19 protein-coding genes, 1 CRISPR repeat array and 1 riboswitch are annotated in these 19,528 nt (G+C 44.6%); of the genes, 9 read left to right on the forward strand and 10 right to left on the reverse strand.

The annotated features are described in order from the left end of the window. Positions 1-257: 257 nt before the first annotated feature. From dksA to rsfS, 4 genes are all read right to left on the reverse strand, one after another. Complete coding sequence (gene dksA, locus Q7J27_09070) at positions 258-620, reverse strand: RNA polymerase-binding protein DksA (GenBank protein MDO9529297.1); 363 nt, start codon at positions 618-620, stop codon at positions 258-260. A gap of 126 nt (positions 621-746) precedes the next feature. Beyond that, positions 747-1,235, reverse strand: a complete 489-nt coding sequence (rfaE2, locus tag Q7J27_09075; GenBank protein MDO9529298.1) for a D-glycero-beta-D-manno-heptose 1-phosphate adenylyltransferase — start codon at positions 1,233-1,235, stop codon at positions 747-749. Positions 1,236-1,368: 133 nt separating this feature from the next. Continuing rightward, positions 1,369-2,097, reverse strand: coding sequence for a ComF family protein (locus Q7J27_09080; protein MDO9529299.1), 729 nt, complete (start codon positions 2,095-2,097; stop codon positions 1,369-1,371). Between the two features lie 43 nt (positions 2,098-2,140). After that, a complete protein-coding gene (gene rsfS, locus Q7J27_09085; protein ID MDO9529300.1) occupies positions 2,141-2,542 on the reverse strand; it encodes a ribosome silencing factor in 402 nt (133 codons plus the stop codon). 190 nt (positions 2,543-2,732) lie between these two features. Between rsfS and Q7J27_09090 the strand changes: the two genes are divergently transcribed. The 6 genes from Q7J27_09090 (at position 2,733) to Q7J27_09115 (ending at position 8,555) form a co-directional block, all read left to right on the forward strand. Beyond that, a complete protein-coding gene (locus Q7J27_09090) occupies positions 2,733-3,557 on the forward strand; it encodes a sugar phosphate isomerase/epimerase family protein (GenBank protein MDO9529301.1) in 825 nt (274 codons plus the stop codon). A 70-nt stretch (positions 3,558-3,627) separates the two neighbouring features. Next, positions 3,628-4,956, forward strand: a complete 1,329-nt coding sequence (locus Q7J27_09095; GenBank protein MDO9529302.1) for a UDP-glucose/GDP-mannose dehydrogenase family protein — start codon at positions 3,628-3,630, stop codon at positions 4,954-4,956. A gap of 302 nt (positions 4,957-5,258) precedes the next feature. After that, entirely contained in the window at positions 5,259-6,233 is a 975-nt protein-coding gene (locus Q7J27_09100; protein ID MDO9529303.1) for an ABC transporter permease, read from the forward strand. A gap of 77 nt (positions 6,234-6,310) precedes the next feature. Then, positions 6,311-7,159: an ABC transporter permease gene (locus Q7J27_09105; protein MDO9529304.1), complete on the forward strand. Its 849-nt coding sequence runs from the start codon at positions 6,311-6,313 to the stop codon at positions 7,157-7,159. A 38-nt stretch (positions 7,160-7,197) separates the two neighbouring features. Then, a complete protein-coding gene (locus Q7J27_09110) occupies positions 7,198-7,365 on the forward strand; it encodes a hypothetical protein (protein MDO9529305.1) in 168 nt (55 codons plus the stop codon). Between the two features lie 425 nt (positions 7,366-7,790). Further along, positions 7,791-8,555, forward strand: a complete 765-nt coding sequence (locus tag Q7J27_09115; protein ID MDO9529306.1) for a TatD family hydrolase — start codon at positions 7,791-7,793, stop codon at positions 8,553-8,555. A 418-nt stretch (positions 8,556-8,973) separates the two neighbouring features. Here Q7J27_09115 and Q7J27_09120 read toward each other — a convergent pair whose 3' ends face one another. The 3 genes from Q7J27_09120 to ettA form a co-directional block, all read right to left on the reverse strand. Then, complete coding sequence (locus tag Q7J27_09120) at positions 8,974-10,770, reverse strand: ATP-binding cassette domain-containing protein (protein ID MDO9529307.1); 1,797 nt, start codon at positions 10,768-10,770, stop codon at positions 8,974-8,976. Between the two features lie 422 nt (positions 10,771-11,192). Beyond that, positions 11,193-11,930, reverse strand: coding sequence for a ribonuclease HI (gene rnhA, locus Q7J27_09125; GenBank protein MDO9529308.1), 738 nt, complete (start codon positions 11,928-11,930; stop codon positions 11,193-11,195). A gap of 93 nt (positions 11,931-12,023) precedes the next feature. Continuing rightward, positions 12,024-13,706 (reverse strand): energy-dependent translational throttle protein EttA, encoded by a 1,683-nt coding sequence (ettA, locus tag Q7J27_09130; GenBank protein MDO9529309.1) that lies wholly within the window; start codon positions 13,704-13,706, stop codon positions 12,024-12,026. A 355-nt stretch (positions 13,707-14,061) separates the two neighbouring features. Further along, positions 14,062-14,153: riboswitch (TPP riboswitch) on the forward strand. Positions 14,154-14,227: 74 nt separating this feature from the next. On the opposite strand from ettA, the gene thiD reads away from it, so the two are divergent. The 3 genes from thiD to thiC all read left to right on the forward strand — a co-directional run bounded on the left by thiD (position 14,228) and on the right by thiC (position 17,212). Further along, positions 14,228-15,025: a bifunctional hydroxymethylpyrimidine kinase/phosphomethylpyrimidine kinase gene (gene thiD / locus Q7J27_09135; GenBank protein ID MDO9529310.1), complete on the forward strand. Its 798-nt coding sequence runs from the start codon at positions 14,228-14,230 to the stop codon at positions 15,023-15,025. A gap of 63 nt (positions 15,026-15,088) precedes the next feature. Continuing rightward, positions 15,089-15,862, forward strand: a complete 774-nt coding sequence (locus Q7J27_09140) for a sulfide-dependent adenosine diphosphate thiazole synthase (GenBank protein ID MDO9529311.1) — start codon at positions 15,089-15,091, stop codon at positions 15,860-15,862. 51 nt (positions 15,863-15,913) lie between these two features. Next, a complete protein-coding gene (gene thiC, locus Q7J27_09145; GenBank protein ID MDO9529312.1) occupies positions 15,914-17,212 on the forward strand; it encodes a phosphomethylpyrimidine synthase ThiC in 1,299 nt (432 codons plus the stop codon). Between the two features lie 7 nt (positions 17,213-17,219). Here thiC and Q7J27_09150 read toward each other — a convergent pair whose 3' ends face one another. The 3 genes from Q7J27_09150 to Q7J27_09160 all read right to left on the reverse strand — a co-directional run bounded on the left by Q7J27_09150 (position 17,220) and on the right by Q7J27_09160 (position 18,315). Then, entirely contained in the window at positions 17,220-17,513 is a 294-nt protein-coding gene (locus Q7J27_09150; protein MDO9529313.1) for an MTH1187 family thiamine-binding protein, read from the reverse strand. A 202-nt stretch (positions 17,514-17,715) separates the two neighbouring features. Beyond that, complete coding sequence (locus tag Q7J27_09155; GenBank protein ID MDO9529314.1) at positions 17,716-18,024, reverse strand: HigA family addiction module antitoxin; 309 nt, start codon at positions 18,022-18,024, stop codon at positions 17,716-17,718. A gap of 9 nt (positions 18,025-18,033) precedes the next feature. Continuing rightward, on the reverse strand, positions 18,034-18,315 hold the full coding sequence (locus Q7J27_09160; protein ID MDO9529315.1) for a type II toxin-antitoxin system RelE/ParE family toxin: 282 nt from the start codon (positions 18,313-18,315) through the stop codon (positions 18,034-18,036). 128 nt (positions 18,316-18,443) lie between these two features. Beyond that, positions 18,444-19,494: a CRISPR direct-repeat array (repeat unit 37 nt; unit sequence GTTTCAATCCTTGTTTTAATGGAATCTCCTCTTCAAT). Positions 19,495-19,528 lie beyond the last annotated feature (34 nt).

Below are 19,528 nucleotides of genomic sequence, written 5' to 3' on the forward strand. Positions count from 1 at the left end.
GACAATCTCGTAAAAAGTCTTTTTCTGTCACCCTGAATTTATTTCAGGGTCTCTAACTTGCTGAAATAATTAGATGCTGAAACAAGTTCAGCATGACAAAGAGCACACTTTCTGACTTTTTACGAGTGCATCAAAGAAGAAGGTTAACAAAAACTTTTTAAACACGTTTGATGCAGGTTTGTCAGAACTATATCGGAAGGCGTTGTATCTATTGCGAGGAGTGTAATACCATGTTTGCTTAAAAGGCGGAGAGGGATTCACTCTCCCTTCAGCTTTTCAATCTTTTCCTGTTTTGTTTTGCAATTTATACAAAGGGTAGTCACGGGTCTTGCCATCAATCTTTTGTCAGATATCGCCCCATCGCATACCTCACATATTCCAAAAGTTCCCTCGTCGATACGCTTGATAGCTTCCTGCATTTTTATGATTAATTTTCTTTCCCTGTCCCGTATTCGAAGTTCAAAATTTCTTTCCGATTCGAGTGTTGCTCTATCAGCCACATCAGGAAAGTTTTCTTTACCATTAGTCATTTCCGAAACGGTTTTCTCCGCTTCACTCAACAGATCTTCAATTCTATCGGTAAGAAGATTTCTAAAATATTCAAGCTTTTCTGGTTTCATTGGTCAAATAATCTACCTTTTATATAAATTCCCCAAAGCACATCTCAAATGGAGCACTATTAAATATCTAATCATCCCACTTTTGTAAAGGAAAAAATGGGGCTGCAATAAATTAAATTCCTTCCTTTATTCTTTATCACAATTCCATGCACTTCTCACTTTCTCAATAATGTTCGTTGTTGATGCTCCTTTAATCTCAGGAATAATAACAACCTTCCCTCCCCGTCTCTTTACGGACTCTCGCCCAACTACATCTTCCTCCGACCAGTCTCCACCCTTAACTATAATATCAGGTTCCAGATATTCAATCAGTTCAAGAGGGGTATGTTCATTAAATATGGTAACATAATCCACAGATTCAAGGGAGGACACAACATCCGCTCTCTCATCCTCAGGAACAAGAGGTCTCCTCTCACCCTTGATCGCTCTTACAGATGAATCGCTGTTAAGGGCAAGAACCAGCACATCCCCCAATTTTTTTGCTTCCCTCAGATATCTTGTATGTCCAACATGGAGAATATCAAAACAGCCATTGGTGAATACAACGTTTTCTCCACGGGTCCTGTGTCTGTCAAGTTCTTTTTTCAGTTTTTCCCTTGAGTAAACTTTATTCATAATTTAGTAGGGTCGGGTTTTACACCCGACCGCAAATGGCGGCATATAAAATGCCACCCTACAGAATTGTTGAATCCGCCTTAGGCGGAGAGCACGAAAAGCCCTGTTTCTTAAAGCTTTTGCCAAACTGTTCCTAAACTGCCCTGGCAAGTGTAAGAACTGCCACTTCTTCAACACCATTTTCGAGCAATATCCGTGCACATTCCCTGACGGTACTGCCGGTAGTATAAACATCATCTATCAATACAACTCTTTCCCCATCTATTTTTTCCCTGTCTGTTATTACAAACGATCCTTTGACATTCGTGCTCCGTTGTTTTTTGCCCAAACCTGTTTGCGGCTTTGTATGGATAGTTCTTTTGAGTGTTCTAAAATCTAAACATATAGAATATCTGATTGCAATCTCTCTTGCCAGTATAACGGATTGATTGAACCCCCTTTCTTTTAATCTCCTCTGATGCAGGGGCACAGGTAAAATCAATGAATACCCTTCAAGGCTGAAAGAACTATATTCGAACTCTGCCATCAATCTCCCCAGGGTTTCACCCACAGATATTTCCCCTTTGTACTTGAACCTATGGATGGCATTCAGAAGAGGTTCATTAAATTCCCCCACTGACCTTACAACAGAAAAATACTGTTTTGATGATGTACATTCCCCGCAAAGATGATCTGTACCCTCATAGTTAACAAAAGGAAGACCACAACACGAACAGATAGGTGTTTTAACAAAACTTATCCGAGAAAGGCACTCTGGACAGATACGAATTTTTTCATTATTATACAGAACTATACCGCATATCACACACCGTGAAGGAAATATAATATCGGCAAGACCTGTCAGAGCGTTTTTCAATATCACCACTCAGTCATGCAAGGTTGTGTATTCAGGCCAGTATTTGTAACTATAACATACCTTCATCGAGGGAAGTCACTTTCTGGTCCCCATTTCCGACTTCCATCTTGGGCACATCCGACCACAGCCTTTCAATATCGTAAAACTCTCGCGTAGGTTCATAGAAGACATGTACTATTACATCTCCATAATCCATCAGCACCCACTGCCCAAATTTTTCACCCTCAATTCCGAGGGGAAGTGTCCCTGATTTTTTGAAATCTTTTTCAATAGACGCCGCAATCGCTTTAACCTGTCTATCAGAACTTCCACTGCAGATTATCATATAATCGGTGAAGGATGATATTCCCTTTACATCAAGGATTATAATATCCTTAGCTTTCTTTTCAAGCGCCGCATTGACGCACTGCAAAACCATTTTTATCATGTCTTCCTGTTTTCTAACAGACATCACCTCCTTATTTCGTACTGACTGGAACATGTATAATTTAATCTTTTTAATATCTTATGACTATAAAACCTTCACTAACAGAATTTAAAAATAGTGTCAATCCGAAATTGGTAGTTGTTTAAAAATAGTCATTATGGTAGAAGCTTTATCTCCATGTTTTTCAAGGGTCTCTTCCCGATAGGTATTGAAAATGCGTAGCATTATAAAGAGAGTTCAGATAAACATTCCGCTACATCTCCTCCATGAAAAGCATCTTTCAACCATCATAAAAGAGAGAATCAACCCGGAGATCAGCTTTAATTATTTTGTCCTTGATCATTTCAAAAGAAAAGATTTAAAGAAGATTGCTAATGCCATTATAAAGGCGGGATTAACAATCACCATGCATGCCCCCTTTATGGACCTCAGGCCTGGAGCAATTGACCCAAAGATAAGGCAGGTATCCATAGATCGCTTCAAGCAATTTTTTGAACTCATCCCTTATTTCCAACCTGGACTTGTTGTATGCCATGCTTCCTTTGATGAAAAATATTATGTCGGATGTATGAAGAGGTGGATAGAAAACAGCATTGACACATGGCGGCAATTCTTGCCTCTCGCCCGTGAGATGAATACGATTATTACTCTTGAAAACGTCTATGAAAATAGTCCTCATTATTTAGCTTTAATGCTCGATTCTCTTAAATCTCCTTACATTCATTTCTGCTTTGACACAGGACATTTCAATGCATTTTCCAAGGCAAGCTTAAAAGAGTGGATCGACAGACTGGGGCCTTACCTGAAACAGCTTCACTTACATGATAACACGGGTTTTGCTGACGAACACCTTCCCGTTGGAGATGGAAATTTTCCGTTTTATGAGCTGTTTAAAATATTGGAAGAGCAATCTATAGATCCAGTAATAACGCTTGAACCTCACACAGAGGAAGACCTGCGTAAATCACTTAAAAACATTAAGAAAATGAAACTCATGGAAACAAAACATACAGAATTAAACCATAGCGCAGGGCCTTAGCCCTGCACGAACGAATGGCAAGGATTTTTCTCCCATTCCCCTAATGAGAGAAATTTAAAAAGGAGGATTTATGAAGATAGGTATTATAGGCACCGGTTATGTGGGTCTGGTCACAGCGACCTGCTTTGCCCATATGGGAAATGACGTGATCTGTATGGATATAGACAAGGATAAGATTGATAATCTCAACAGGGGAATTATTCCAATTTATGAACCTGGACTTGAACTCATGCTCAAGAAAAATCATGACGACGGCAGACTTAATTTTACTACTGACCTGGAGGAAACCGTAAAAGATTCACTTGTCATATTTATCTCAGTTGGAACGCCACAGGATGAGAATGGTTGTGCGGACATGAAACATGTCCTCGATGTAGCCGAGGGCATCGGCTGCTACATGGAAGGTTATAAGATCGTTGCTAATAAATCCACCGTCCCGGTGGGTACGGCAGACAAAGTAAAAAATGTCATTGAAAAAAAACTGGGGGAAAGGAAAGTATCTATAGAATTTGATGTCATCTCCAACCCGGAATTCCTGAAAGAAGGTGATGCCATAAACGATTTCATGAAGCCGGACAGAGTTATTGTGGGAACTGACAATGTAAGAACAGCCGAGCTAATGAAAGAGCTGTATTCTCCATTTGCCATGGATAGAGAAAAGTTTATCGTCATGGATATAAGAAGTGCGGAAATGACAAAATATGCGGCTAATGCAATGCTTGCTACCAGGATATCTTTCATAAACGAAATGGCAAATATTTGCGAAAGAGTAGGGGCTGATATTGCAATGGTCAGAAAGGGAATTGGAGCGGACAGCCGAATAGGTTACAGCTTCATTTACCCAGGTGTTGGCTATGGAGGCTCATGTTTCCCAAAAGATATCAGGGCGCTGATAGCTACGGCCGAAGATTTTCAGTATGATGCGAAGATATTAAAATCTGTAGATGAGGTCAATCTCAAACAGCGAAAAGTTTTTGTCGAAAAGATAATAAATTACTTTGCGGATAAGGGAGGCCTCCACGGCAGGACAGCCGCTATCTGGGGTCTTTCTTTTAAACCAAACACAGATGATGTTAGAGAGTCTCCTGCCCTGGATACAATACATACTTTACTGTCGGAAGGGGCAAAGATTAACGCCTATGATCCTGAAGCAACCGAAGAGGCAAAAAGGGCACTGGGCACTAATCCCAACATAAGATATTTTAAGAATGCATACGATGCCCTGAGTGAAAGTGATTTTCTTGTATTGGTAACGGAGTGGCACCTTTTTCGAAACCCGGACTTTAACAAGATAAAACAGCTATTAAAGAATCCGGTAATTTTCGATGGAAGGAACCAGTATGAGCCTCGCGAGATGAAGAAAAGAGGATTCATTTATTTTTGCATAGGGCGGAAATAACCTGCTATCGGATAAACCCCATGGCTTCGGCACAAAGGCACATAGTTGCAAAGGCACAAAGTTGATGGTCTCGTAAAAAGTCATAAACTGCACCATTTGTCGTCCTGAACTCGTTTCAGGATCTCACTTGTTTCAGTATCTAATCATTTCAGTAAGTTAGAGACCCTGAATGATCCTGAAACAAGTTCAGGACATGATTTTGGGTGACAAAAAAAGACTTTTTACGAGACCATCAAAGTTATAATTTTCTTATTTCTTCTTTTTTCTTTGTGCCTCAAACAGGTTGATAAGGAGACCGAAACTTGCTGAGATATATCGCTAAGAGACTCGTATTTATGATCCCTCTCCTTATCGGGATTACAATTATTTGCTTTACCGTCATGCATCTTGCACCCGGTTCCCCAACAGACCTTCAGACTCAGATGAATCCGAAGGCCGGAGCCGAAATGAAGGAACGTCTCAGGGCGATGTATGATCTGGACAAACCTCTTCACCAGCAATATCTGTCATGGATAAGCAAACTTGTCGTACTTGATCTTGGAAGATCCTTTTCTTCTGATAACCGTCCGGTGGCAGATAAGATACTGGAAAGACTCCCGATTACTATTCTCATTAACGTCCTTTCAATGATCCTCATCATCATTGTGGCTATCCCGATCGGTGTCCTTTCAGCCGTACATCAAGACTCCCTTTTTGATAAAACCACCGGCATTTTTGTCTTTGTCGGCTTTTCCATTCCCACGTTCTGGTTGGCACTCCTTTTGATGATACTCTTTGGTATAACTCTTGGCTGGCTCCCAATCTCAGGCATAAGGTCTTTAAACTATGAATATCTTCCTCCATTCAGTGCATTCATCGATCTGATAAAGCATCTTATACTGCCTGTCCTTATTTCAGCATTCGGAGGCCTTGCCGGGCTGTCGAGGTATATGAGATCGAGCATGCTGGAAGTAATTAGGCAGGATTACATCACAACGGCAAGGGCAAAGGGGTTAAGTGAAAGGGTGGTAATTTATAAGCATGCCCTCCGAAATGCACTGCTCCCTATTATAACCATACTTGGGCTTTCCATTCCGGGACTGATTGGGGGAAGCGTTATCTTTGAAACAATATTTGCGATCCCCGGCATGGGACAGCTTTTTTACATGTCAGTTATGGCAAGAGACTACCCGGTTATTATGGGGATACTGGTAATTGGTGCAGTTCTTACACTCCTCGGAAATCTGATAGCGGACGTTTCCTACGCACTTGCAGATCCGAGGATCAGGGTAGCATAAAAAAAGTGCCTAAAGTTTAAAGTGACTAAAGTGAACTAAAGTTGAAATGATTAAAATCCTTAAACTCGAAACTTAATATGGCAGATTCAACTATCAGAAGAGATTTCTGGAGCAGATTTTCCAAAAACAAGATGGCCGTTGCGGGAAGCGCAGTGGTGATTTTATTATTTATAGTTTCCCTGCTTGCACCCTGGATCTCCCCCTATGACCCCGGCGAAATCAATCTCCAGATGATTCTCTCTCCACCTTCCGGCAGTCACCTTTTAGGAACAGACCAACTGGGACGTGATGTCTTGAGCCGTATGATCTGGGGTTCGAGAATATCCCTGAAGGTCGGGTTCGTAGCCACAGGTATTGCCATAGTAATAGGAGCCATTTTAGGCGCCACAGCGGGATATTATGGAAGGTGGATTGATGCCACGATTATGAGATTTGTCGATATTATGCTATGCTTCCCTGCCTTTTTTCTTATATTAGCTGTCATAGCATTTCTTGAACCTTCCATCTGGAATATTATGATCGTTATAGGCATCACCGGCTGGATGGGTATAACCCGTCTGGTCAGAGCAGATTTCATTTCGATAAAGGAGAGAGATTACGTGCAGGCCGCCAAGGCCATCGGCGCCAGCGATGGGCGTATTATATTTTTCCACATCCTTCCCAATGCTATGGCATCTGTTCTCGTAGCAGCAACACTCGGAGTCGCAGGGGCCATACTGACAGAATCAGCTCTGAGCTTCCTCGGAATCGGGGTTCAGCCCCCCATCCCAAGCTGGGGGAATATCCTTACCGCCGGTAAGGACAACATAGATATTGCCTGGTGGCTTTCTCTCTACCCGGGCCTTGCTATTCTGATAACAGTGCTCGGTTATAACCTGCTGGGCGAGGGGATAAGAGATTCCCTTGACCCAAGGCTCAAAGGATAATAAACAGTGTAACACACACACGAAAGGAGATTGATTTAATGAGTAAGAAGAAAACTGGATATAATGGCAGTCTGGATAAAAGGATCATTGAAAAACAACTATCAAAAGGAACGATCTCTGAAGAAAATTTAAAAAAATACTTGGCACAACTTCCTGACGTATCTGATAATGTTAAAGAAGTTGTCATAAACTCAGAAGAAACGTAAGGTGCTCACTGTTTCAACATCGGCAATAGTTTGTTGATATGACAAAATTTTGCAATTATTAATTAAGAGTGAACTAAAGTTGATGCATTCGTAAAAAGCCAGTTTTTGTCACCCAAAATCATGTCCTGAACTTGTTTCAGGATCATTCAGGGTCTCGAACTTACTGAAATAATTAGATGCTGAAACAAGTTCAGCATGACAAATGGTGCAGTTTACGACTTTTTACGAACTTGTCAAAGTTTAAAGTGCCTAAAGTGAGCTAAAGTTAATGGCACACGCCCTTGGCGTGATTAGGTTTGAAACAGGTTGCGCTGACAGCGCATTCTTTAACTTTAGGCACTTTAAACTTTTTCGATGCAATAACATTTGCCCCAATGGGGCATCTTCCTCCAAGTGAAATCTTGGAAGAATCATAGGAACTTATCATGTTCATTGATTCACATGCCCACCTGGAAATGAAAGCATTTGACCGCGACAGAGATGAAGTCATTGGGAGGGCCACAAAAGCCGGAGTAGATTATATCGTCACAGTCGGAACTACACTCGATGACTGCAAAAAGGCTGTTTTTCTTGCAAATAAGTACGAGTCCATTTATGCCGCAGTCGGAATACACCCACACGAAGTTAAGAATATAAATAATGCTACATACGACTCTCTTAAAGAACTGGCAGCCCATGATAAGGTAGTCGCCTATGGGGAGATCGGACTGGATTTCTTTCGTAATCTGTCCCCGCGGGATGTACAGATAAAAAGATTTGGGGAACAGCTGGAACTCGCCGGTGAAATCGGGCTTCCGGTAGTTATTCATGATCGTGAAGCCCACAGGGAAACTCTGGACATGCTACAGAAATGGAAAGGAAATCAAAGGGGTATATTTCACTGTTTTTCAGGCAACTATGAAATGGCCCGAAAATGCCTTGATATGGGATTTTTTATATCGATACCCGGAACGATCACCTTCAAAAAATCTGAGACGCTCCAGAAAGTAGTTGAAAATATTCCCATAACCAGTTTACTTCTGGAAACAGATTCTCCCTACCTCGCCCCTCATCCGAGGCGCGGCAAGAGAAATGAACCAGCCAATGTTATCCTGACTGCCCGAAGGGTTGCCGAGATAAAGGGTCTGCCCCTTGAAGAGGTTGGAAAAATAACGTCCCAAAACACAAAGATTGTTTTTGGGATTACCTGAATTACCGTCTTGCAAGCAAAAGATTGGTCAGCCTTTCGGATTAAAAAAAGGGGCGCTTATACACTACTCGTAAAAAATCAGTTTTCTTCGCTCAGAACCATTTTGGGGATGCTGTTATTGACCGGCTAAAAATCTAAAACTCGTGCTTATGCACTCAAGCAGTTAGATTTTCTTAACGCCGTTCACTACCAGCATCTTTTTCCCAAAATGCTTAAATTCGCTTTGAAAAGATTTTTTACGAACTTGTTAATGTTAACGATATCGTAAAAAGTCAGGAAGTGTACCATTTGTCATGCTGAACTTGTTTCAGTATCTAATTATTTTAATGAGTTAGCGACCCTGAAATAAATTCAGGGTGACAAAAAAGACTTTTTACGAGTCTGTCAATGTTTATACCTTCCCCAAAAGTGCTCTTCCCCTATTTCTCCCCGACCTTAAGCGCCAGATCTTCCAGCAGCTCCCAACGGGTATAGACCTTCTCCAGATCCCGTTCCAGTTCATCAAGCTTGGCCTGCAGCTTCACGACCTCCGCCCCGGAGGTTTTATAAAGTGCGGGATCGGCCATGGTGACAAAAAGGGTGTGCTTTTGCGCCTCGAGGTCTTCGATGATGTCCGGCAGTTGCTCGAGCTCGCGCTGCTCCTTAAACGTGAGCTTTCGGGAACCCGTGGCCACCTTGTGGGGCCTGGCTTTTTTTTGTTGCACCCCGGGCGTGGATTTTTCCTCCTGCCGCCGCTGACGGAGCCAGTCATCATAACCGCCCACGCATTCTCTCACCCGATCCTCACCTTCAAAGACCAGGGTGGAGGTAACGGTATTGTTAAGAAATGTCCGGTCATGACTTACTATCAGGACTGTCCCCGCATAATTGATCAGCATAGCTTCCAGCAGTTCCAGGGTCTCCGCATCCAGATCGTTGGTGGGCTCATCCAGAACCAGCACATTGGACGGCCGGGTGAAGAGCTTAGCCATGAGGAGTCGGTTCCTCTCCCCGCCGGAAAGGGAGGTTATTGGGCCCCGAACCTGGTCGGGCGAAAACAGAAAGTCCTGAAGATAGCCGATGACATGCCGCGGTTTGCCGTTTACAAAGACACTATCGCTTTCCTCGGCAACGTTTTGCTGCAGGGTCTTGGTTTCATCAAGCTCAGCCCTGAGCTGATCAAAATAGGCGACCTCAAGGCGGGTTCCGTGTCGCACGCACCCGCTGTCCGGCTCGATTTTCCCAAGCAGGATGCGCAACAGAGTAGTCTTTCCGCAACCGTTCGGCCCGATGATTCCTACCTTGTCACCCCGCATAACGGTAGTGGAAAAATCCGAGAGAATCGACTGCCCGCCATAGGCAAAAGCGACATCACGGGCATTTATAGCAAGCCGCCCCGACCGCTCGCCCTCCTGCAACATCAGGCGCACATTACCGCTCCGGGCACGGCGCTGCTTTACCTCTGCTCGCATCTTCATCAGTGCCCGTACCCGCCCCTCATTACGGGTTCGGCGTGCTTTAATGCCCTGCCTGAACCAGGTTTCTTCGCTCCTCAACTGTTTGTCAAATTCTGATCTTCGAGCGGACTCATTCTCGATCAGCTCCTCTTTGCGGCTGAGGTAGTCCTCGTAGTTGCCGGTAAAAGAAGTCACTGTGCCCCGGTCGATTTCAACGATGCGGGTCGCCAGGCGATTGAGGAAGGCACGGTCGTGAGTGACGAAAATCATGGTTTTCACGAAACGCTGCAGGAACTGCTCCATCCAGACAATGGCATCGATATCCAGATGATTGGTCGGTTCATCCAACAGCAGAATGTCGGGGTCGCTCACCAAAGCCCGAGCGAGGAGCACCCGGCGTTTGAGGCCGGCGGAGAGCTCCCCGTATGACGCTTTCTCATCCAGCCCCATGCGCGAGATGACCGTCTGAACCTGCTGATGAGGCTGTCCCGAGGCGACGATACCATAGACACTGCCGTCGAGATCGGGGGGTACTTCCTGGTTTAACAGGGCGGTTTTCAGCCCCTTGACTTTCGTGATCATACCGCTGTCGGGAGGCAGCTCACCATGAATCAGTTTCAGCAGAGTGGTCTTGCCGGTACCATTGCGACCGATAAGGCAGATCCGCTCCCCCCGCTTGATTTGCAGATCCACCGTATCGAGCAATGTGGGGCCGCCAAAGCTGAGGCTTACATCCTTTAACGTCACCAGAGTCATATTATAATCCTGCGATGCCGACATTTATCACTAAAGCTTTGAAAAAATGGTTTTTCAACGGTCTAAAGCGGCAAAGCCGCAACCCCAAAAGTGCCTAAAGTTGGAAGTGCCTAAAGTGAGCTAAAGTTAATGTACACGCCTTCGGCGCGGTCAAATTCGAAACAGGCTGCGCTGAAAGCGCATTTTTAACTTTAGGCACTTTAGCTCACTTTAGTTCACTTTACACTCTTAACTAAATCTTGCTGCTTGAACTGGTACCAACATCTGCGCAAAAAACGCAGTTGTTGAGAATAAAGACTCTCATCACATCATGTCTGCATATCGTTTAGATCATGCCGTTTTCATCGAGATATTCTGTGTGGAGTTGCGGGGAATTAAACCCTACAGATTTAGCATCGCCCTTCAAATGATTAGAGTAATCCGTGTAATCTGCGAAATCTGTGGATTCAGTCCGCCTCATCAAACAGGCCGTGTAGAACTTTGGTTCGGCCTTGAACATAGGCGTGATCCTCCTTGAGGTCTTCGCTGTCTGCCGCTTGAAAAGCCAGTTCATCACAGTACTCATTTTCCAGGTGTCCCGCGTGCCCACGGACCCAGACGAACTGCACCCGGAGGGAATCGCACAGATCCAGCAACTGCGCCCACAGATCGGCATTTTCAGCGGCGTCTTTCTTCGTACGCATCCAGTTATTGGCGCTCCACTTACGGGCCCAACCCCGGCTGATCCCGTTAACCACGTAGCGCGAATCGCTGTACAGCACTACATCAGCCGGAACCTTCAATGCCTTGAGCGCCGCAATGCAGGCCATTAATTCCATGCGGTTGTTAGTGGTCAGACAAAAGCCCTGGGCGAGTTCGATCCGCTTTCCCCCATCGATAATAACCGCACCGTATCCTCCCGGTCCCGGGTTGCCGCGGCAGCCCCCATCGGTATAGATGACGATTGTGCCCGGCGGCACATCCATATCGAGGGCGGTATCGGAATCCTTTCCCCCTGATGGTGACCGAACGTATATCGGGTTCTGCAGCCACTTCTGCGCCTCAGGCAGAGAGGCGAATCCCTTATAGCGAGCTCCGGCATATCCGCGGATCTGCTCTTCGGCGCCGTCGGGACCGAACCATGCGGTATAGATGCCCGGGTTACGACCCCTGGCTACGGCATAGTATTTCTTCGGTTTTCCCATGCAATCATCCTCCACCTGGTGCGTATTTATCGCACCGCAAGTCCATAATAACCGTTTTGCCGGTTGCTCAGCACTCTATTTTACCTGTTATTATCACCGTGTCAAATGCCTGTATTTGATGCGATGCGGCTGTTCAGCGGCCTTTCCGAGCCTCTTTTTTCTGTCCGCTTCGTAATCCGAATAATTTCCTTCAAACCACATGACGGTACTGTCTCCCTCAAAAGCAAGAATATGGGTGGCGATGCGATCGAGAAACCAGCGATCATGAGTGATAATAACCGCGCAGCCCCCAAAATGTTCCAGCGCCTCTTCAAGGGCGCGCAGGGTATTCACATCGAGATCATTTGTAGGCTCGTCCAAGAACAATACATTGGCGCCCTCCTTGAGCATACACGCAAGATGGACGCGATTACGCTCCCCGCCTGAAATCATGTTTACCTTTTTCTGCTGGTCTGATCCAGAGAAATTAAAACGTGAAACATATGCCCTTGAGTTTATTTCTCTATTTCCAAGCTCAACCATATCGTTGCCCCCGGAAATTACTTCCCATATTGTTTTTTCGGGATCAAGGGTGTCGCGCTCCTGATCGGCGTAAGCGAGTTTGACAGTGTCCCCGATTTTAATGGTGCCGGAATCCGGTTTTTCCGAATCGGTTATCATTTTAAAGAGGGTTGTTTTGCCCGCACCGTTGGGGCCGATGATGCCGACAATACCTCCCGCGGGCAAAGAGAACTTCATGCCTTCAAAGAGAAGACGATCGCCATACGCCTTGCTCACATTTTCTGTTTCAATAACGATTTTTCCAAGACGGGGGCCCGGCGGAATATAGATTTCAAGGTCTTTGGCCTGTTTTTCATTATTCTGATCCAGAAGTGTTTCATAAGCGCTGATTCGCGCCTTTGACTTTGCCTGGCGGCCTTTCGGCGACATGCGTATCCATTCCAGCTCTCGCTGCAAGGTCTTCTGCCGTTCTGTTTCTGTTTTTTCTTCCCGTTTAAGCTGCATCTGTTTCTGTTCAAGCCAGGAAGAATAATTGCCTTTCCAGGGAATGCCGTGTCCCCGATCGAGCTCTAAGATCCAACCCGCTACGTTATCTAAAAAATACCGGTCGTGTGTGACGGCAATCACCGTCCCTTCATACCGCTTAAGATGTTGTTCGAGCCAGGCGACAGTTTCGGCATCCAGATGATTGGTAGGTTCGTCCAGAAGCAGGATGTCCGGTTTCTGTAACAGAAGTCTGCACAGCGCCACCCGTCTTTTTTCGCCACCGGAAATAACCTTAACAGGTGTATCTCCCGGAGGACAGCGCAGCGCATCCATGGCCATTTCCAGACGCGAATCTATATCCCAGGCATCAAGATGATCGATTTTTTCCTGCAATTCGCCCTGCCGCTCCATAAGCTGATTCATTTCATCATCGGACATCGGTTCGGCGAATTTTTCACTGATCTCATTGTATTCCCTGACAAGATTTACAGCCGCCTTCATACCTTCTTCAACAACGTCTTTTACGGTTTTATCCGGATCAAGCACAGGTTCCTGCTCAAGAAACCCTAAGGTATATCCCGGAGAAAGGACGGCATTTCCGTTATATTCCTGATCAACACCTGCCATAATGCGTAAAAGAGAACTTTTCCCTGAGCCATTTAATCCCAGGACGCCGATTTTGGCGCCATAAAAATAGGAAAGGGATATGTCTTTTAACACCGGTCTGTTCTGGTAAAATTTACTGACTCTCATCATTGAATAAATAATCTTTTCTGGTCCGTTACTCATTGGGAAACCTCTCTCGTTTTTACAGAATTTTGGGGGAAAGCTTTACTATCTTCGAACATTTATTGCTGTTCCAATACCGCTTTCCAACTTTAAGCATTGAACATTAAACTTGAAACCGAAAAGCGAACCCATCTTAAATTATTCGAAGAGAAGCATACCGATGATTGACGGTATTATCCAGCGAAAAAATTGATGGCAGGGCAGAGAACACCGGGAAGGGCACGATTACGACACAAAATTGTAAGGTTCGCGCCGGCACACCACACATCCTGCAGCCGCTTTCCATTTTGAAACGCCATTGACAGATTACCTAATTTATACTTGATTAAACAAAAGATTTGTTGTAGTAGAACTGACAGATATCCAGGGGTGCTAATCAAGCTGAGATAATACCCTTTAGACCTGATCTGGGTAATACCAGCGTAGGGAGCGGCAACTTAATAGTTTTGTTATTAGTTTTTCAAGGGGCCACATATCCCGCATCAAGAGGATAGTGGCCTTTCTTGCTTTGGAGAGAAATTATGAGCGTAAAGAGGGTTCTGACCATAGCCGGGTCGGATTCCGGTGGCGGTGCCGGAATACAGGCGGACCTGAAGACGATTACGGTCTTAGGCGGGTTCGGCATGAGCGTAATAACCGCTCTTACCGCCCAGAACACACTTGGCATTTATGGTGTTCATGAGGTCCCTGAAGATTTTATAGAAAAGCAGTTTGATGCAGTAGCCACAGATATAGGAATCGATGCGGCTAAAACCGGGATGCTTGCCACCGGTAAAATATTAAAAACAATTGCAAAAATGGTAAGGAAATACCAAATCGACAAACTGGTCGTGGATCCGGTCATGGTAGCAAAGGGAGGAGCTGCCCTGATAGAAGAAGATGCCCAAAATTCCCTGATAGAGGAACTCGTACCTTTAGCCCTTGTGATTACTCCCAACATTCCCGAGGCCGAGGTATTATCAAAAATAAGGATATCATCCGTGGATGATATGAAGAAATCCGCAGCGATTATTTACGATTTAGGGGCAAAAAACATAGTCATCAAGGGCGGACACCTGATGGGAGATGCCGTGGATATCCTTTACGACGGTAAAAATTTCCATGAGTTTACTTCTGAAAGGATAGATACATTGGACACCCACGGTACGGGATGCACATATTCTGCCGCCATTGCCACGGAGCTTGCCAAAGGGGAATCTGTCTTTGAAGCCGTAAAAAAGGCAAAGGAATATATAACAACTGCCATCATGTTTTCACTGCGGATAGGTGGAGGACATGGGCCAATTAATCATCTTGCTCCCATTTTGCAAGAGAAGTGAACACTATAAATGCATTTGAAACACTAACCTGAGGTATAATCAACAAGAAGGAGGAGTAACATTATGGCACTGAGCGAAATTACAATAACAAGGGCAATAATTGACCGATTTTCACAGAAATTTATGGAATATGTAGAGGTTGACACGGCCATTGTAGGCGGAGGTCCCGCTGGTCTGGTGGCAGCATATTTCCTTGCAAAAGCTGGTATCAAGGTAGCGATATTCGAGCGAAAACTCTCCATCGGCGGCGGAATGTGGGGTGGCGGAATGATGTTCAATGAAATAGTGGTGCAGGAAGAAGCCAAGGGAATCCTCGATATGTTCGATATTAGTACCAGAGAATATGAACCTGGTTACTATACGGCCGATGCGATCGAATCCGTCACGACGATCTGCTCACATGCTACAAGGGCAGGCGCCAAAATCTTCAATTGTATGAGTGTGGAGGATGTTGTGATCCGCGAGGGACGCGTAATCGGTCTCGTCATTACCTGGTCGCCGGTTGCAATAGCAGGCCTTCACGTAGACCCACTCACTATCACAGCAAAAAATATTATTGATGCAACAGGGCACGACACCGAGGTGCTTCGCGTAATTGTTCGAAAAGCAGACATAAAATTATACACGGAAAGCGGAGGAATAATGGGAGAGCGCTCCATGTGGGCGGATAAGGCAGAACCGCTGACAGTTGAAAATACGAAAAAGATTTGCCCCGGCGTTTACGTGGCGGGAATGTCGGCCAATGCCGCCTTTGGAGGCCCAAGAATGGGACCGATATTCGGTGGAATGCTTCTCTCCGGCAAGAAGGTAGCGGAATTAATTATTGACAAAACTTAATTTTCGGGTTTTAAGTGGCACGTTACAACTTAAAACTCGACGAGGTTCATAATGACTCAATTAGAAATAGCGCGTAAAGGTAAAATTTCAGAAGAGATGGAGATATGCGCAAAGCATGAAAGTGTAACGCCGGAGTTCATACGCAAGGGCGTTGAGGACGGCAATATTGTGGTGATACGAAACAAAAAACATGCCTCCATTTTGCCCCTTGCCATTGGTAAGGGTTTAAAGACAAAGGTCAACTCCAATATCGGAACATCGAAAGACCGTGTTGATCTTGAGTTAGAGCTTGAGAAGGTAAGAATATCTGTTGCCGCGGGAGCGGACACGATCATGGATCTGTCCACAGGTGGCGATATCAAAGCCATAAGAAAAGCCATCATAAAAGAATCGACAGTTCCGATCGGAACTGTTCCGATATACCAGGCGGCTGCCCAGATGCTCGATTCTAAAAAAGCAATCGTGGAGATGAGCGATGATGACATGTTCAGGGTCATAGAAGAAAACGGCGAGGACGGTGTAGATTTTATCACCGTTCACTGTGGCGTGACGAGAAGGAGCGTCGGCCTCTTGGAGGAACAGGGGCGACATCTTGGAATCGTCAGCAGGGGCGGAACCTTTCTATCCAAGTGGATGGAGTACAACGAGAGAGAAAATCCTCTCTACGAACAGTACGACAGGTTGCTTGAGATTGCCAAATCCTACGACATGGTCCTCAGCCTCGGTGATGGGCTGAGACCAGGCTGTCTTGCCGATGCGACTGACAGGGGACAGATCGAAGAGCTTATTACTTTGGGCGAACTGACAAAAAAGGCACGGGACTATGGCGTTCAGGTCATGATTGAAGGACCAGGCCATGTCCCGATTAACGAGATTGTGGCCAACGTGCAGCTGGAAAAGAGTCTCTGCAACGGGGCGCCCTTCTACGTGCTCGGACCCCTCCCGACAGATATAGCACCCGGTTATGACCACATAACAGCAGCCATAGGAGGCGCCATCGCTGGATCAGCCGGCGCGGACTTTCTCTGTTATGTCACTCCGGGGGAACATCTGAGACTTCCAACCCTGGAGGATGTAAAAGAAGGTATTATAGCCTCCAGGATCGCTGCCCACATTGCGGACATCGCCAAAGGAGTCCACGGCGCATTTGATAAAGACATACTCATGGCAAAATACAGAAATGAATTTAACTGGGACGGGCAGGTAAGCATATCGATTGATCCCGATAAAGCAGGAGCTTTTCTGGAGAAAAGTGAAAGTGCCGGTGAAGAGGGGTGCACCATGTGCGGTGAGTTCTGCGCGATTAAACTCGGTAAAAAGGATAAAACAAGCCACCGTCGAGACCGTTGAAATTCAGCTACAACTTTTCTTTCACAGACTTTACCTTACTTGTGATGCGCCCGGCAGCTCCTTTCCTGTAGTCAGCCTTAATGGTCAAATACACCCGGTCGCAGTCTTTCGCAAGTTCGTGAAAGCAGCGGTTCACCACGGCCATGACTTCATCCCACTCCCCCTCTATGCTCGTGCTCATGGGCCCAAGCTTATACGATAGACCGCTGTCCCTGATAACTCTCACCGCCCTGGACACATACGGGCTTACACTGCCACCCTTGTCTAAAGGGAAAATCGCCAGATCAATAAGTGCACTCATAAATCCTCCTTTCAAGTAACTTACATGTAAAAAGGTAGAGAAGCACTTTTTTACGTTTGTCATTCTGAGGAGTGAAACAACGAAGAATCTATTTTAAAAGCATAGATTATACCCGAAACAAAAAACATTCTTCGCTCCTTCCCGGTCGCTCAGAATAACACCTTCTAAATTTTGTACTGTAGTGCTAATCCCTGGTCCAAATTCAAGCTGATTGTACTTTAAGAGCATGTACCTCCTCATCTAACCGGTCATCAAGTAAATCCTCAGTCACTTCAAGATCATATCGAGTCTGGAGGTTCAGCCAAAACTGAGGCGACATGCCAAAAAACCGTCCCAAACGCAACGCTGTATCTGCAGTAATCGATCGTTTCCCATGGACAATTTCGTTAATGCGCCTGGGAGGTACACTTATATCTTTGGCAAGCCGGTACTGACTGATTCCCATTGGCTCTAAAAATTCTTCCATAAGAATCTCGCCTGGATGGATGGGAGAAAGTTTTTTATTTTTCATATGATCCTCCTAATGATAATCTGTAACTTCAACATCATAAGCGTCGCCAGCCTTCCATTTAAAACATATCCGCCATTGATCATTGATGCGTATACTGTGCTGGCTTTTCCGGTCACCTTTCAATGCCTCCAATTGGTTACCCGGTGGTATTCGCAAATCATTTAATTTTGTTGCAGCATCAAGAGTTATCAGCTTCTTACGCGCAATATGCTGAATATTTTGCGGCAATTTGCTTGAAAATTGTCGATTGATTATTTTCTCAGTCTCTTTGTCCCTGAAGGATTTTATCATGAAAAATATAATAACGCATTACGATAATAACGTCAAGCGCTATGTTGCGATCATAACAAAAACTGCAAAGATCACATAATAGAAAATGGGAACCCGTTTCCAACTTACCCCAAGGTTACCGTCACCGGAATTGCATCCTTGTTTTAATGGAATCTCCTCTTCAATTTTTTGCCTGGTAACGATTAACCATTAACCATCTAGTTTCAATCCTTGTTTTAATGGAATCTCCTCTTCAATAAAGTATTTGGAAGGCTTAAAGCGGAATGATAGTTTGTTTCAATCCTTGTTTTAATGGAATCTCCTCTTCAATCACTCTTGAGAGTCCGCTTGCCACCACCACTTTTTTGTTTCAATCCTTGTTTTAATGGAATCTCCTCTTCAATCGCTCTTGAGAGTTTTCTTACCACCGCTGCTTCTTTGTTTCAATCCTTGTTTTAATGGAATCTCCTCTTCAATCAGAATATGTATCACCTACATACGAAGGGATATGGTTTCAATCCTTGTTTTAATGGAATCTCCTCTTCAATATTTCGGCGGCGCTTGATTTGATCGTAGAGTTCTGGTTTCAATCCTTGTTTTAATGGAATCTCCTCTTCAATGTTTGTTCCGGCAACTGAATGTGAAGCGTGTAAGGAGTTTCAATCCTTGTTTTAATGGAATCTCCTCTTCAATTAGGAAAGGATAAAAAAGCATGAATAAAGATTACAAGTTTCAATCCTTGTTTTAATGGAATCTCCTCTTCAATCAATTCTGATTTTCTAACCTTGTAAAACGTGATCTTGGTTTCAATCCTTGTTTTAATGGAATCTCCTCTTCAATGATGTACCAGAATTTTTTCAGCTCTCCGATTGTATGTTTCAATCCTTGTTTTAATGGAATCTCCTCTTCAATATAGTAGATATGACAGGACTTGAATACAAGGTTGGGTTTCAATCCTTGTTTTAATGGAATCTCCTCTTCAATAAACCCACCGGACGGAACAAAGTGGTGGGAAAAAAGTTTCAATCCTTGTTTTAATGGAATCTCCTCTTCAATCTTGGAGATATGTCACGGTTTGAACCCCTGATCGGGTTTCAATCCTTGTTTTAATGGAATCTCCTCTTCAATGCAAAACTAAACATACAAAAATTATAATTGATGAAGTTTCAATCCTTGTTTTAATGGAATCTCCTCTTCAATGAGAGGGATGCACACCACCGACCGGACTATTGAT

Source organism: Syntrophales bacterium (genome assembly GCA_030655775.1).
Taxonomy (GTDB): domain Bacteria; phylum Desulfobacterota; class Syntrophia; order Syntrophales; family JADFWA01; genus JAUSPI01.

Coding starts and splice junctions, on each gene's coding strand:
- dksA (MDO9529297.1), bottom strand. CDS start 620: ATGAAACCAGAAAAGCTTGAATATTTTAGAAATCTTCTTACCGATAGA.
- rfaE2 (MDO9529298.1), bottom strand. CDS start 1,235: ATGAATAAAGTTTACTCAAGGGAAAAACTGAAAAAAGAACTTGACAGA.
- rsfS (MDO9529300.1), bottom strand. CDS start 2,542: ATGTCTGTTAGAAAACAGGAAGACATGATAAAAATGGTTTTGCAGTGC.
- Q7J27_09090 (MDO9529301.1), top strand. CDS start 2,733: ATGCGTAGCATTATAAAGAGAGTTCAGATAAACATTCCGCTACATCTC.
- Q7J27_09095 (MDO9529302.1), top strand. CDS start 3,628: ATGAAGATAGGTATTATAGGCACCGGTTATGTGGGTCTGGTCACAGCG.
- Q7J27_09105 (MDO9529304.1), top strand. CDS start 6,311: ATGGCAGATTCAACTATCAGAAGAGATTTCTGGAGCAGATTTTCCAAA.
- Q7J27_09110 (MDO9529305.1), top strand. CDS start 7,198: ATGAGTAAGAAGAAAACTGGATATAATGGCAGTCTGGATAAAAGGATC.
- Q7J27_09115 (MDO9529306.1), top strand. CDS start 7,791: ATGTTCATTGATTCACATGCCCACCTGGAAATGAAAGCATTTGACCGC.
- Q7J27_09120 (MDO9529307.1), bottom strand. CDS start 10,770: ATGTCGGCATCGCAGGATTATAATATGACTCTGGTGACGTTAAAGGAT.
- rnhA (MDO9529308.1), bottom strand. CDS start 11,930: ATGGGAAAACCGAAGAAATACTATGCCGTAGCCAGGGGTCGTAACCCG.
- ettA (MDO9529309.1), bottom strand. CDS start 13,706: ATGAGTAACGGACCAGAAAAGATTATTTATTCAATGATGAGAGTCAGT.
- thiD (MDO9529310.1), top strand. CDS start 14,228: ATGAGCGTAAAGAGGGTTCTGACCATAGCCGGGTCGGATTCCGGTGGC.
- Q7J27_09140 (MDO9529311.1), top strand. CDS start 15,089: ATGGCACTGAGCGAAATTACAATAACAAGGGCAATAATTGACCGATTT.
- thiC (MDO9529312.1), top strand. CDS start 15,914: ATGACTCAATTAGAAATAGCGCGTAAAGGTAAAATTTCAGAAGAGATG.
- Q7J27_09150 (MDO9529313.1), bottom strand. CDS start 17,513: ATGAGTGCACTTATTGATCTGGCGATTTTCCCTTTAGACAAGGGTGGC.
- Q7J27_09155 (MDO9529314.1), bottom strand. CDS start 18,024: ATGAAAAATAAAAAACTTTCTCCCATCCATCCAGGCGAGATTCTTATG.
- Q7J27_09160 (MDO9529315.1), bottom strand. CDS start 18,315: ATGATAAAATCCTTCAGGGACAAAGAGACTGAGAAAATAATCAATCGA.